The 13351-nt window shown below is 71.1% G+C and carries 12 protein-coding genes; 8 read left to right on the top strand and 4 right to left on the bottom strand.

The features are described 5' to 3' along the window. Positions 1–149 precede the first annotated feature (149 nt). A complete protein-coding gene (locus KF708C_RS03125) occupies positions 150–521 on the bottom strand; it encodes a cupredoxin domain-containing protein (RefSeq protein ID WP_059410712.1) in 372 nt (123 codons plus the stop codon). Positions 522–564: 43 nt separating this feature from the next. Further along, positions 565–1449 carry a metallophosphoesterase family protein gene (locus tag KF708C_RS03120; RefSeq protein ID WP_059410711.1) on the bottom strand — a complete coding sequence of 295 codons (885 nt, stop codon included), beginning with the start codon at positions 1447–1449 and terminating at the stop codon, positions 565–567. 191 nt (positions 1450–1640) lie between these two features. Here KF708C_RS03120 and KF708C_RS03115 point away from each other — a divergent pair, with 191 nt between their 5' ends. Together KF708C_RS03115 and KF708C_RS03110 are read left to right on the top strand one after the other, a co-directional pair. After that, positions 1641–2294: an RNA polymerase sigma factor gene (locus tag KF708C_RS03115; protein ID WP_059410710.1), complete on the top strand. Its 654-nt coding sequence runs from the start codon at positions 1641–1643 to the stop codon at positions 2292–2294. Beyond that, entirely contained in the window at positions 2291–3151 is an 861-nt protein-coding gene (locus KF708C_RS03110; protein ID WP_059410709.1) for an anti-sigma factor family protein, read from the top strand. The genes KF708C_RS03115 and KF708C_RS03110 overlap by 4 nt, the downstream gene beginning before the upstream one ends. 18 nt (positions 3152–3169) lie before the next feature. Here KF708C_RS03110 and KF708C_RS03105 read toward each other — a convergent pair whose 3' ends face one another. Next, positions 3170–5443, bottom strand: a complete 2274-nt coding sequence (locus KF708C_RS03105) for a xanthine dehydrogenase family protein molybdopterin-binding subunit (RefSeq protein ID WP_059410743.1) — start codon at positions 5441–5443, stop codon at positions 3170–3172. A 10-nt stretch (positions 5444–5453) separates the two neighbouring features. Further along, positions 5454–5912 carry a (2Fe-2S)-binding protein gene (locus KF708C_RS03100; RefSeq protein WP_020206023.1) on the bottom strand — a complete coding sequence of 153 codons (459 nt, stop codon included), beginning with the start codon at positions 5910–5912 and terminating at the stop codon, positions 5454–5456. A 351-nt stretch (positions 5913–6263) separates the two neighbouring features. Between KF708C_RS03100 and KF708C_RS03095 the strand changes: the two genes are divergently transcribed. Genes KF708C_RS03095 through KF708C_RS03070 form a run of 6 tightly spaced genes read left to right on the top strand, consistent with a single transcriptional unit; the run spans position 6264 to position 13310 of the window. Continuing rightward, complete coding sequence (locus KF708C_RS03095) at positions 6264–8249, top strand: TonB-dependent receptor plug domain-containing protein (RefSeq protein ID WP_059410708.1); 1986 nt, start codon at positions 6264–6266, stop codon at positions 8247–8249. 27 nt (positions 8250–8276) lie between these two features. Beyond that, positions 8277–9617 carry an HmuY family protein gene (locus KF708C_RS03090; RefSeq protein WP_059410707.1) on the top strand — a complete coding sequence of 447 codons (1341 nt, stop codon included), beginning with the start codon at positions 8277–8279 and terminating at the stop codon, positions 9615–9617. A gap of 22 nt (positions 9618–9639) precedes the next feature. Further along, complete coding sequence (locus KF708C_RS03085; RefSeq protein WP_370552786.1) at positions 9640–10674, top strand: hemin-degrading factor; 1035 nt, start codon at positions 9640–9642, stop codon at positions 10672–10674. 20 nt (positions 10675–10694) lie between these two features. Beyond that, complete coding sequence (locus tag KF708C_RS03080; RefSeq protein ID WP_020206019.1) at positions 10695–11534, top strand: heme/hemin ABC transporter substrate-binding protein; 840 nt, start codon at positions 10695–10697, stop codon at positions 11532–11534. Next, positions 11534–12523 (top strand): FecCD family ABC transporter permease, encoded by a 990-nt coding sequence (locus KF708C_RS03075; protein ID WP_059410705.1) that lies wholly within the window; start codon positions 11534–11536, stop codon positions 12521–12523. Before KF708C_RS03080 ends, KF708C_RS03075 begins: the two co-directional genes overlap by 1 nt. Before the next feature lies 1 nt (position 12524). Then, the gene (locus KF708C_RS03070) at positions 12525–13310 is read left to right on the top strand and encodes a heme ABC transporter ATP-binding protein (RefSeq protein WP_059410704.1); all 786 of its coding nucleotides are present in this window, start codon (positions 12525–12527) and stop codon (positions 13308–13310) included. The last annotated feature ends 41 nt before the right edge of the window (positions 13311–13351 follow it).

Here is a 13351-nt window from a genome sequence, read left to right as displayed (position 1 = left end):
GGGGTCTGCTTTCTTTGGTTACTTTCTTTTCAGACAAAAGAAAGTGACTGGCAGCCCCGCGCAGCGGGGATGTCATATGGCCGTTGGATTCAAGCACCAAAACCGCCCGAGCCTAAAGACCCACAAACACACAAGCCCCAAAAAAACCCTCACATAACCTCAATCACCCCATTCATAGTCTCATGCCCCGACCCACAAAAAATATCGCATAAAAACCCAAACGTCCCCGCCCTGGCGGGCGTGGCCGCCAGCCTCACCACCTGCCCCGGCGGCAGATCGGCCCGAATCCCCAGATCCGGCACGCTGAACCCCATCACCACATCCTGCGCGGTCAGCTCGAACACCACCGGCTCGCCCACGCGCAGTGAGATACGGTCGGGCGTGAAGATGAACTTGCGCGCATGCACCTTGATCACGCGCGGCGCGGCGGCGGTGCTGTGCAACAGCGGCGTGCCCGCCGCCAGCGCCAGCAGGCAGCGCAGCGCGCGCCGGCGGCCGGGTTTCGTTTCTGTCTTCGTCATGGCGGGACTCCTCGCGTCCGTGCGTTGCCGTGGCTGATGCCGTTCAGCCGGCCACCGGCTTTTCGTCGATGCCGAACTCGCCGCCGGGCCGGCCGGCCTGCACTTCGCGCCAGCCGAGGCCCTGGTAGGGCCGGGCCGGGTCCCACGGCACCGGCTGGCGCTGGGGCTGGGAGCCGGCGGCGGGCAGCGGGAACATCAGCGAGCGCGCCGCGTGGTGGGCGATGTGGCCGGTCATGTGGTGGTGCTCCTGGTGGATGTGGCCGTAGAACACCGTGACGTTGGCGTAGGGCATCAGGCGCTCGATCACCTGCGCGCCGTCGCGCGTGGCCCAGTCCCATTGCGGGTAGAGGTCGAACAGCGGGCGGTGGGTGAACACCACGATGCGCGCGTCGCGCGGCTGGCGCGCGAGGTCGTCGGCGAGCCAGCCGAGCTGGGCCTCGCCGACGCGGCCGGCGGGGTCGGAGACGTTGTCGAGCACGATGAAGTGCATGCCTTTGTGGTCGAACACGTAGTGCGTGGGGCCGAACAGTTCCTGGTAGGCGGCGCCCTGGTCGAGGCTGGCGTCGTGCTCGCCCGGCATCAGGTGCACCACCGGCACCTTGAGCCCGGCGACGATGGCCTGGAACTCGCGCATGCGGCGGCGGCGCTCGGCGGCGTCGTCGGTGGTGTGGGTGAGGTCGCCGGTGAACATCAGGAAGTCGGGCGGCTGCGGCAGCGCGTTGACGGCGGCCACGGCCTTGGGCAGCGTGCCGCGCGCGTCGGGGTTGGGCGGGCCCTGGAAGCCCCAGTGCGCGTCCGACAGTTGCACGAAGTAGAACGCCTCGTCGCGCCCGGCGGCCCAGCCGGGCAGGGCCTGCGCGAATACCGCGCCGCCGGCGCAGGCGGCCAGGCCGAGAAAGTCGCGCCGCTTCCATGATCGTTGCTGCATTCCGGCACCTCCGTGACAGATGTGATGTGGGGATGCCTGTCATACCGATGCCGCGCCGCGTTTATTCCGGCCGCGCGGTGGATTTATTTTTCGCGCGCGGGCCGGAAAGCGGGAATAAACTCGACGCGTCTCCGGTATACGGGATCGCGCGCACGGGCCTTGCCGTGCGCGCGCCCAGCCAAAGGAGTGACGTGGACGCTGCCGACCGGCGCCGCCGATTCGACGAACTCGTGCTGCCGCATCTCGATGCCGCCTACAACCTGGCGCGCTGGCTCTCCGGCAGCGCCACGGAGGCCGACGACGTGGTGCAGGAGGCCTGCCTGCGCGCGCTGTGCTTCTTCGACAGCTTCCGCGGCGACCAGCCGCGCGCGTGGCTGCTGGCGATCGTGCGCAATACCTGGTTTACCGCGTGGCGCAAGCGCCGGCAGCCGGGCGAAGGCGCCAGCGCCGGCTACGACGACGCGCATTTCGACGGCGCCGCGCTGCCCGGCTGGCAGGACGGCCACGGCGACAGCCCCGAGCAATGGCTGCTGCGCGCCGAGGACGTGCGCCTGCTGCACGTGGCGCTGGCGCGCCTGCCGCTGGCGTTCCGCGAGGTGCTGGTGCTGCGCGAGCTGGAGGACCTGCCCTACCGCGACATCGCCGCCATTGCCGAGATTCCGCTGGGCACCGTGATGTCGCGCCTGGCGCGCGCGCGCAAACTGCTGGCGGCGGCGGTGCTGGCGCAGCGCGCGCAGGAAATGCAGGGCGCGCGCGCGGCGGGCGGCGCGGCGCCGGCCACCACGACAGGCAGGAGCGCGGCGGCGCCGCTTCCCGCCGCTTCCCGCCGGGGAGACGGGCCATGAACTGCGATGAGATCGGCATGCTGCTGCAAGCCTGCGCGGACGGCGAATCCGGCGCGGGCGACACGCTGCGCGTGGAGCGCCACCTGGCGCAATGCCCCGAGTGCCGCGCGCGGCTGGCGCGGCTGCGCGAGATGCGCGCCGCGCTGCGCGCGCACGCGCCGTACCACCGCGCCAGTCCGGCGCTGCGCGTGCGGGTGCTGGCCGCGCTCGACGCGGCCCCGGCGGACGGCGCCGCCGCGGCGCGGCCGCGCGGCACGCCGGGCGCCGCCGGCTGGTGGCGCTGGTGGCAACCGCTGCGCCGCCATTTCGCCTGGGGCCCGGCCGCCAATGCCGCGATGGCCGCGGTGACGGTGGCCGCGCTCGGCATCGGCATGGCGCAGTACGCGCTGCGCGACGCCGCCGAACCGACGGTGGCGCGCGAGGTGGTCAGCAGCCACGTGCGCGCGCTGCTGTCCGGCCACGCCATCGACGTGGCTTCGTCGGACCGCCATACCGTCAAGCCGTGGTTCAACGGCCGGCTCGATTACGCGCCGCCGGTGCGCAACCTCGCCGCGCAGGGCTTCCCGCTGGCCGGCGGGCGGCTCGACTACGTGCATGGCCGCGCGGTGGCGGTGCTGGTGTACCGCGACAGCCAGCATCCCATCGATATGTTCGTGCTGCCGCTGGCCGACGAAAAAAAGGCGGCCGGGGCCGATCCCGCCGCCCTGCCGCCCGCCATCGAATCGCACCAGGGCTACCAGCTGGCCCGCTGGGAAGCGGACGGCATGCGCTATGCCGCCGTCACCGATGCTTCCGCCGACGACCTGCTGCGCTTCACCCAGGCCTGGCGCGCGGCCGCGGACGGCCGCGCGCGCTGACCGGGCCGCGCGCGCCGCTCAGGCCAGCACGAACGGCAACTGCCGCTGGCGCTTGCCGGTGAGCGTAAACAGCGCGTTGGCCACCGCCGGGGCGATCGGCGGCACACCCGGCTCGCCCAGGCCGGTGGGCGGGTCTTCGGAGGGCACGAAGAACACGTCCACCGGCGGCGCGTCGGGCATGCGCACGGGCGGATAGTCGGGGAAATTGCTGTTCTTCACCACGCCGTTCTCGATCTCGATGGCGAAGCCCGGCCGCAGCGCGGCCAGCCCGAAGATGCACGCGCCCTGGACCTGCGCCTCGGCGGACATCGGGTTGACCACGCGGTTGGCATGCACGCCGGCCGTGACGCGGTGCACGCGCGGCTCGTTCTTCACCAGCGACACCTCCGCCACGTAGGCCACCACGGTGCCGAACGACTCGTGCACGGCCACGCCCCAGGCCTGGCCCTTGGGCAGGCGCCGCTTGCCGTAGCCGGATTTCTGCACCGCCAGCTGCAGCGCCGCGCGGTGGCGCGCGTGCTTGGCCTCGTCGAGGCGCGCGAGCCGGAACGCCACCGGGTCCTGGCGCGCGCCCGCCGCGATCTCGTCGATCAGGGTCTCCTTGACGAAGGCGGTGTGCGTGTTGCCCACCGAGCGCCACCACAGCACCGGCACGTCCACCTGCGGGTGGTGCGCGCTCAGGCGCAGCGGAAAGCCGTAGTCGTTCTCGGCGATGCCCTCGACCATCGTGCCGTCGACGCCGCCCTTGACCGCGAAGGCCTCGAACGGCGTGCCGGTGAGGATCGACTGCCCGACGATGGTGTGGTCCCACGCCACCACCTGCCCGCGGGCATCGGTGCCGATGCGGGCGTGATGCAGGTGCAGCGGACGGTAGTAGCCGCCGCGGATGTCGTCCTCGCGGCTCCACATCACCTTGAGCGGCTCGGCATGGCCATTCCGGATCCAGGCCTGCAGCACGTTGGCCGCCTCGACCACGTAGTCGGAGGTGGGCACCGCGCGCCGGCCGAAGCCGCCGCCCGCCATCATGGTGCTGAGCGTGACCTGCTCGGGCTTGAGCCCCAGCGTGCGCGCGATGGCGGCCTGGTCCACGGTCTGGAACTGCGAGCCGACCCAGACCTTGACCGAGCGCACCGTCTTGCCCGACAGCTCGGCCTGCATGGTGCAGTTCAGCGGCTCCATCGGCGCGTGGGCGAGATAGGGAAACTCGTAATAGGCGTCGATGGTGCGCGCCGCGCCCGCGAGCGCGCCGACGTCGCCCGCCACCGCCACCGCGCCGGGCTGCGCGGCGAGCTTGCGGTAGTCGGCGAACAGGTCCTTGGACGTGACCTTCGAGCCGGCGTCTTCCCACACGATCTCGAGCGCGTCGCGCCCCTGCCTGGCGGGCCAGTAGCCGTCGGCCACCACCGCCACGCCGGTGCCGCCGCGGTCCACCGGCACCAGCATGACGTCGGCCACGCCCTTGATCGCGCGCGCCTTGTCGGCGTTGAACGATTTCACCTTGCCGCCGAAGCGCGGCGGGCGCGCCACCAGCGCCACCTTCATGCCTTCGAGGCGGGTGTCGATGCCGAACGCGGTGGTGGATTCCAGCTTGCCGCGCGCGTCCAGGCGCGGCGTGGGCTTGCCGATGATCCTGAACTGCGCGGGATCCTTCAGCGCCACCTGCTGCGGCACCGGCAGCGCCATCGCCGCCTGCGCCAGCTCGCCGTAGGTGGCGCGGTGGCTGCCGGAAGTCACCACGCCGAGCGCCACCTGGCAGCTGGCGGGCTCGACCTGCCACTGCCTGGCCGCCGCGGCCACCAGCATGGCGCGGGCGCGCGCGCCGAGCTCGCGGTATTGCTGGAAGGAATGGTTGAGCGCGGAGGAGCCGCCCGTCATCTGCATGCCGAAGGCGGGGTCCTTGTAGGCGTCGCCGGCGGGCGCCAACGTGGCGCGCACGTTGCGCCAGTCCACGTCGAGCTCCTCGGCCAGCGCCATCGGCAGCGCGGTGTGCACGCCCTGGCCGAATTCGAGGCGGTTCACCGCCACCGTGACCGTGTTGTCCGGCGCGATCAGCACGAAGGCCTGCGGCGCGGAGGGCGGCGCCTTGGGCGCGCCGCCTTCCTGCGCCTGCGCGGCGGACAGCGGCAGCACGCCGAGCGCCAGGCCGCCGCCGGCAAAGCCGGCGAGCTTGAGGAAACTGCGGCGGCCGAGCGTGGCCGGGGATTCGACGGCGGCGGCGGCGTCCACGGTGCCGGCGACTGCGTCCGTGCGCCAGCCGTTGCCGACCAGCGCTTCGAGATTCTGGATTCGCATGATGGTCTCCCTATGCCAGCGCGCGCGCCGCATCCTTGATGGCGGCGCGGATGCGCTGGTAGGTGCCGCAGCGGCACACGTTGCCCGCCATCGCCTGGTCGATGTCGGCGTCGGTCGGGTGCTTCTTGTTGCGCAGCAGCCCTGTCGCGCTCATGACCTGGCCGTTCTGGCAGTAGCCGCACTGGGCCACGTCATGCTTGATCCAGGCGTCGAGCACCGCGCGCCCGACCTTGTCGCCGGCCACGCCTTCGATGGTGGTGATGCGCACGCCCTGCGCCGCCGAAACCGGCGTGACGCAACTGCGCGTGGGCTGGCCGTTTACGTGCACCGTGCACGCGCCGCACGAGGCGATGCCGCAGCCGAACTTGGTGCCGGTCATGCCGAGGCTGTCCCGCAGCGCCCACAGCAGCGGCGTGGAGGGGTCGACGTCGACCTGCAATGGCTTGCCATTGATGTCTAGGGTGGTCATTGGGGGGAACTCCTTGGGTCTGTTTGCCCTGGTCCGCGCAAGGCGCGGCCGGCCGGCGGCACCGTCCACCGCCCGGTGGGCGCGCGCCGCAAAGCCCCCTGAGGATAGTGCAAAAGCCGCGCACGTGCCGTACGCCGCACCGGAGCGGCGCCGCCGGGCCGGCATGCGTGCCAGCCGCCGCCGCGCGGCCGGGCACGCACCTTCTTTTGCAGGGCCATGCCGGCCTGCGCCGGGGAAACAGCGCTGGTGAAACTGCATTAAGCAATCTTAACGGAAGATGCAGACGAGAATCATTATCATTCGGCATCCCTTTGTATCTACCGGATCTGTCGCGGCCGGTTCCGCCCCCCCATGCGTCTGAAATACCTTGCCGTCGTCGCCAGCACCCTACTTTCCGCTACGCCGCACGCGCGGGCGCAACAGGCCGCGCCGGGAGACCCGCTGCCGACGGTGGTCGTCACCGGCACCCGCAGCGAGAAGACGCTGGACGAGACGCCGATCCGCACCGAGGTGGTGGACCACCAGGAAATCGAGCGCACCCATGCGCGCACGCTCAAGGACGCGCTGGAGAACGTGCCCGGCCTGCAGCTGCGCGAGATCCACGGCAAGTCGGGTTATGAAGTCACGCTGCAGGGCATGACCAGCGACCAGGTGCTGATCCTGATCGACGGCCTGCCCATCACGGCCAGCACCGGCTCGACGGTCGACGTCTCGCAATACCTGCTCACCGAGGTCGACCACGTCGAAGTGGTCAAGGGCGCCAGCTCGGCCCAGTACGGCAGCTCGGCGATGGGCGGCGTCATCAACGTGATCACGCGGCCGGTCGCCAAGGGCCTCTCGGGCGCGGTCACCGCCGATACCGGCACCTACGGCGGCCAGAACGCCGACGGTTCGCCGGGCGTGCTGCATGGCAATGTCCGGGTCGAGGGCGGCACCGAGCAGTTCCGGGCGCGCATCAGCGCGGACGCGCTGGACAACAAGGGCTACGCCGTCGACGCGGACGACTGGACGCGCCACGGCGACAAGGTCCGCCGCGGGCAATACGCGGGCCGGCTCGAATGGCTCCCCACCGCGACGGGCAAGTTCTGGCTCGACGCCAGCGCCTACCGCGAGACGGACGAGCAGCGCTACCAGTACTACGCGCCGCCGAACTACGTGCCGCAGCGCAAGACCGAGGACATCGACCGCAACCGCTACACCTATGGCGGGCAATGGGGATTCGCCAACGGCGTGCGCGCCCGGCTGGCCGGCGTGCACGAGACCTACGACAGCACCTCCCGCGAATACTCGAACGGCTTCCAGACCGCCACGCGCGATTCCTCGCAGCAGACCGACCATGTCTCCGCCCAGTTCGACATGCCGGCGTGGTACCGCCAGCTCTGGCAGTTCGGCGGCGACTTCCACCGCGAGACGCTGAACCAGAACGTCAACGGGGCGTCGGAGCTGACCGGCGCCGGCAGCGCCGAGCGCCACGCGGGCGAGCTCTACGTGCAGAACGACATCCTGTTCAACGACACCTGGGAAATGATCGTCGGGCTGCGCGGCCAGCACGATTCCGACTTCGGCAGCCACTTCGCGCCCAAGGTGGGCCTGCGCGCCAACCTGCTCTCCAGCGACACCTGGAAAGGCGTGCTGCGCGCCAACTATGGCCAGGGCTACCGCGTGCCCAACCTCAAGGAACGCCACTACCTGTTCGACCACAGCTCGCTGGGCTACATGGTGCTGGGCAACCCGGACCTGAAGCCGGAGTCGTCGAACAGCTTCCAGTTCGGCGGCCAGCTCACCTGGCGCGAGCGCGTGACGCTCGATGCCAACCTGTTCTACAACCGCGTCACGGACCTGATCCAGACCGACATGACCAACTTCTCGATGGTCAACGGCATCGCGGTCTATACGTACCGGAACGTGGCGCGCGCCCGGACGCAGGGCGCCGAGACGTCGCTGCGCTGGCGTGCCACGAACCAGCTCAACCTGACGGCGGCCTACACCTTCACCGACACCGAAGACCTCAACACCGGCACCGAGCTGACCCGCCGGCCCCGCCACATGGGCCGCGCGGGCATCGACTGGCGCGTCTTTCCGTCCACCGAGCTGTCGACCCGCGCGCGCTTCCAGAGCAGCGAGCTGACCGACTCCGCCGCCGCCGCGCGCTCGCCGGGCTGGGCCACGCTCGACCTCGTGCTGAACCAGAAGATCGGCCGCAGCGTCACCGCATTCGCCGGCGTCAACAACCTCTTCAATCGTCAACGCGATTTCGCGAATGCCAGTGACTTCGGGCCTGTGGCGGGGCGCTTTATCTACCTGGGCGCGCGGTTCAACGTCGACGTCGCCCGCTAACAAGAAATCAATGGGGAAACACGCATCATGATGAATGACACTCTCTCACTGCGCCGCCGGCTGCCCGGCGCGCTCGGCACGATCACGCTCGCCCTGGCGCTGGCCGCCTGCGGCGGCGGCGGCGACGACGGCGGCACCACCACCGGCGGCACCGGCGGCACGGGGGGCAACGGCACCACGGGCGGCGGCACCACCACCCCGCCCGCCGCGACCACGGCATTCACGCAGTCGGCCGAATGGACCTTCGCGCTGCCGGCGGCCAGCGCGTCGCTCTGCTACGACTTCAACACCAAGGCGGAGACGGCCTGCACCGGCACCGCGTGGGACCTGAAGGTCAAGACCGACACGGGCGGGCGCACCGCCACGCTGTGGACGAACAGCGGCACCACCGGCACCGGCAACGGCGGCGCCTTCGGCAGCCCCTTCGACCACACCTGGACCGCGCTGACGGCGTGGAAGAACGCGACCATCGACCCGGTCAACGGCGCCCTGCCCGCCGCGGTGTTCCTGAAGGATTCGGCCAGCGGCGTGTTCGCGGGCAGCAACGACATCGGTTCGGCCGTGTTCGAGTACGGCGTGACCGGCGCGGCCACCGACCACTCGCTGTATCCCACCTTCCGCACGTTCCTGATCACCACCAACAGCGCGCTGCCCGATACCACCGGCACCGTGGCGGCGCCCGTGTTCGCGCTGCAGATCACCGGCTACTACGGCGGCCCGGGCGGCACCACCTCCGGATATCCGAGCTTCCGCTTCGTCGACCGCAGCGCCCCGGGCACCGTGTACACGGCGACGGTCAACGCCTCGGCCGACTGGGTCTACTACGATCTGGTCAACCGCGTGGAAACCACGGCCACGGGTCCGTGGCACATCGCGTTCAACCGCTACAACGTCAAGCTCAACGGCGGCGAATCGGGCACCGGCACGGTGGCCGGCTTCCTGGGCAAGACGCCCGCCGGGTTCTATGACGCGTCGAACAAGCCCGTGGCATCGGCGTTCACCAACGTCAACAGCGTGACCACCACGCTGGCCGACCTGACCGCCGCCGACATGAGCCTGCCCACCGCGGCCAGCCAGTGGAAGAAGGATGCGACGGCATCGCTGCTCAATCCCACCTACACCGGCGCCTACCCGAACCCGCTGAACTACGGCTGGTACTCGTACTTCCCGACCGCCGCGGCGGCCGCGGCGAACGGCCTGCCGGCGGTGGCCCACCTGATCAGCGCCAATCCGGACGCCGGCGGCCTGATCCGCGGCGGCGAGGGTGCCACGTATGCGCGCTTCCACCTGACGAAGATCGCCTACGCCGACCCGAACTCGAACAGCAGCCAGCAGACCTGGACGATCAACTTCGACGTCCAGCCCTGAACCCTCCCGGACCCGCATGGAAATGGAACGACAAAGCATTGACGCGCTGCGCCGGCGGCACCAGGAACTGGCCGCGGCCCAACCGAAACTACGCATCCGGGACCGCGCGCGGCATCTCGGGGTGAGCGAGGCCGAACTCGTCGCCGCGGGCTGCGGCGTGCAGACGCGGCAGCTCGGGGGCACGGCGCAGCAGTTGTTCCGCGACCTCGGCATGCTCGGGCCGGTGATGGCCTTGTCGCGCAACGACCATGCGGTCCACGAGCGGCACGGCCAGTACCAGGGCATCGAAGCCGAGGGGCCCGTGGGCATCGTGCTCGGGCCCGACATCGACCTGCGCATGTTCTTCGGCGCCTGGCGCTACTTCTACGCGGTGACGGAGAACGGCCGCGACAGCGTGCAGTTCTTCGACAAGGCCGGCGAGGCGGTGCACAAGGTCTACCGGACCGATGCCACCGACGCCGCGGCGTGGCAGGCGTACGTCGACCGGCACGCCGTGGACGCGGTGGCGCCGGTGGTGGTCGAGGCCATCGCCGCCGTTGCCGAGGCCGACCTGCCCGCCGACGCCGGGGCCATGCGCGAGCACTGGCGCGGCCTCAAGGACACGCACGATTTCTTCGCCATGCTGCGGCAGTTCGGCGTGTCGCGCCTCGGCGCGCTGCGCAGCGCGGGCAGCGACCTGGCGCAGCAGGTGGACGACGCGGCCATCGAGACCATGCTCGGGCGCGCCGCCGGGTCGGGCCTGCCGATCATGTGCTTCGTCGCCAACCGGGGCATCGTGCAGATCCACACGGGGCCGGTGCACAAGCTGGTGCGTACCGGTACGTGGTTCAACGTGCTCGACGACAAGTTCAATCTGCACCTGAACACCGGTGCCGTGGCGTCGAGCTGGGTCGTCAACAAGCCCACGGTGGACGGCTGGGTGACGTCCCTGGAACTGTTCGGCGCCAATGGCGAGCTGATCGCGCAGTTCTTCGGCGAGCGCAAGCCCGGCAAGCCGGAGCTGGGCGCGTGGCGGGCACTGCTCCAGTCGCTCTGCCCGGCCGCGCTGGCCGCCTGACGCGCATGCCGGAGTCAACGATGAAACTGCTGCGTTCCGCGCTGCTGCCGCTGCTGTGCGCGGCGGGCATGGCCCAGGCCGCGCCGCCCGCCCGCGTGGTCGGGCTGGGCGGCGCCGTCACCGAAATCATCTACGCGCTGGACGCGGACCGCGCGCTCGTCGGCGCGGACGCGTCGAGCATCTACCCCGCCGCGGCGTCGAAGCTGCCGAAGGTGGGCTACTACCGCACGGTCTCGGTGGAAGGGCTCGCCAGCCTGAAGCCGGACCTCGTGCTGGCTTCCGACCAGACCGGCCCGCCCCAGGCGCTGGAGCAGATCCGCAAGCTCGGCAGCAAGGTCGTGATACTGCCGTCCGCGCCCACGATCGAGGCGCTGGACCAGCGCATCCTCGGCGCGGCCGCGGCGCTGGAAATCCCCGGGCGCGGACAGGCCCTGGTCGAGCGGCTGCACGCCGAACTGCGCGACATCCGCCCCGTCGGCCAGCCGGTGCGCGTGCTGATCGTCAGCAGCCATACCGGCAAGATGCAGGCGGTGGGCAGCGACACCGCCGGCGATGCGATGCTCAGGCTCGCGGGCGCCACCAACGTGCTGGCCGAGCAGACCGGGTTCAAGCCGTTCTCGGCCGAGGCCGCGGCCGCGCTGAAGCCGGACGTGATCGTGACGACCACGATGTCGGTGGGCGCCAGCGGCAGCGCCGACGCCTTCCTGGCCCAGCCGGGCCTCAACGCGACTCCGGCGGCCAGGAACCGGCGCATCGTCGTCATGGACGACCTGCTGCTGCTCGGCTTCGGCCCGCGCCTGCCGGAAGCGCTGCGGCTGCTGCAGGCGGGGCTGACCGCCCGGCAGCCGGCGGCCCGCTGATGCGCGTCCACCGGCCGGGCGTGTTCGCCGCCCTGTGCGTCATGCTGGTATTCACCGCGCTCTGGGCGGCGGCCAGCGGCGCATTGTCGATCCCGCGCGGGCGGCTGCTGCCGCTGCTGTGGTCGTCCGCCGCGAGCGGCGACGATGCCATGTGGCGCAACGTGCTGATCGAGGTGAGGCTGCCGCGCATCGTGCTGGCGGTCACGGTCGGCGCCGCGCTGGCCTTGTCGGGGGCGGTCATGCAGGCACTGTTCCGCAATCCGCTGGCCGAGCCGGGCCTGATCGGGATTTCGCTGGGCGGCGCGGCGGGCGCCGTGGCGGCCATCGTGCTGGGCGCCGAGGGCCTGGCCGGCGTCGCGCCCGCGGCGTTCCTGGGCAGCCTTGCCGCCACCGCGCTCGCCTACCGCCTGGGCTCGCGGCGCGCGGGCATGGCCAATCTCCTGCTGGCGGGCATCGCGATCAACGCGATCTGCGCCGCCGTCGTCGGCTTCTTCACGTACCAGGCCAGCGACGTGCAACTGCGCAACCTCACGTTCTGGAACATGGGCAGCCTCGCCGGCGCGACATGGCCCATGCTCGCGTGGCTCGTGCCGCTGGTCGGCGTGCTGTGCGCGCTGCTGCTGCGCGACTGGCGCGCCATGAACGCCCTGCTGCTGGGCGAGCGGGAGGCGCAGCACCTGGGCTTCGACCTCAAGCGGCTGCGCCGCCGGCTGATCGTGCTGACGGCGCTGCTGGTGGGGCCCATCGTCGCCGTCACCGGCACGATTTCGTTCATCGGCCTCGTGGTTCCGCACCTGGTGCGCATGCCGCTGGGCGCCGATCACCGCTGGCTGCTGCCGAACACGCTGGCCGGCGGCGCCATCGCCATGACGCTGGCCGACTGGCTTTCCCGCACGGTGGTGATTCCGGCGGAACTGCCGATCGGCATCGTGACGAGTCTCGTGGGCGGGCCGTTCCTGCTCTGGATGCTGACGCGAAAGGGGACATGACGTGCTGGTTGCGCGCAAACTCAGTTGCCACCGCGGCCGGCGCCTGGTGCTGTCCGACATAGACCTGAGCCTGCCCGCGGGCGAAGTGCTCGGCGTGCTCGGCGCGAACGGCGCCGGCAAGAGCACGCTGCTCGGCACGCTGGCCGGCGAGATCGCCGCGCCCGCCGCAGCGGTCACGCTGAACGGCCGCGGCCTGGCGGACTGGTCCGTGCGGGAGCTCGCCCGCACCCGCGCCGTGCTGCCGCAGTCGCCGGGCCTGAGCTTCGACCTCGACGTCACCGAGGTGGTGGCGATGGGCGGCTATCCGTTTCCCGAACTCGATCCCCGCGCCATCCGCGCGCTGATCCGCCGCGCGCTCGGCCTGGCCGACGCGGCGCACCTGGCCGCGCGCGACTATCAAAGCCTCTCCGGCGGCGAACAGCAGCGCGTCCAGTTCGCCCGCACGCTGGTGCAGGTGCTGGCCTGCCGCCCGCCGGACGGCTACCGCGCCTTGCTGCTCGACGAGCCGATCTCCAGCCTCGACCCGCGCCACCAGTTGCTGATGCTCGACAGCATCAGGACGCTGAGCCGCACCGATGGCCTGGCGGCGCTGCTCGTGCTCCACGACGTCAACCTCGCCGCGCGCTGGTGCGACCGGCTCCTGCTGCTGGCCGACGGCCGGGCCGTCGCGTATGGCGAGCCCGCCGCGGTGCTCACCGAAAGCCATCTCGCCAGCGTCTACGGCATCGCCGCCAGGGTAATGGCGTCCCCGGTGCACGAAGGCGTGCCGTTCGTCGTCTTCGGCTGACCAGCGGCGGAACCAGGACGATTCGCCGTCAGCCGACGCGT

Source organism: Cupriavidus basilensis (assembly GCF_000876015.1).
Lineage (GTDB): Bacteria > Pseudomonadota > Gammaproteobacteria > Burkholderiales > Burkholderiaceae > Cupriavidus > Cupriavidus basilensis_B.
Note: the sequence above shows the minus strand (reverse complement) of the source record. Positions and strands in the feature narration are given on the sequence as shown.

Coding starts and splice junctions, on each gene's coding strand:
- KF708C_RS03100 (WP_020206023.1), bottom strand. CDS start 5,912: ATGACCACCCTAGACATCAATGGCAAGCCATTGCAGGTCGACGTCGAC.
- KF708C_RS03080 (WP_020206019.1), top strand. CDS start 10,695: ATGAAACTGCTGCGTTCCGCGCTGCTGCCGCTGCTGTGCGCGGCGGGC.
- KF708C_RS03120 (WP_059410711.1), bottom strand. CDS start 1,449: ATGCAGCAACGATCATGGAAGCGGCGCGACTTTCTCGGCCTGGCCGCC.
- KF708C_RS03090 (WP_059410707.1), top strand. CDS start 8,277: ATGATGAATGACACTCTCTCACTGCGCCGCCGGCTGCCCGGCGCGCTC.
- KF708C_RS03110 (WP_059410709.1), top strand. CDS start 2,291: ATGAACTGCGATGAGATCGGCATGCTGCTGCAAGCCTGCGCGGACGGC.
- KF708C_RS03125 (WP_059410712.1), bottom strand. CDS start 521: ATGACGAAGACAGAAACGAAACCCGGCCGCCGGCGCGCGCTGCGCTGC.
- KF708C_RS03075 (WP_059410705.1), top strand. CDS start 11,534: ATGCGCGTCCACCGGCCGGGCGTGTTCGCCGCCCTGTGCGTCATGCTG.
- KF708C_RS03095 (WP_059410708.1), top strand. CDS start 6,264: ATGCGTCTGAAATACCTTGCCGTCGTCGCCAGCACCCTACTTTCCGCT.
- KF708C_RS03085 (WP_370552786.1), top strand. CDS start 9,640: ATGGAACGACAAAGCATTGACGCGCTGCGCCGGCGGCACCAGGAACTG.
- KF708C_RS03105 (WP_059410743.1), bottom strand. CDS start 5,443: ATGCGAATCCAGAATCTCGAAGCGCTGGTCGGCAACGGCTGGCGCACG.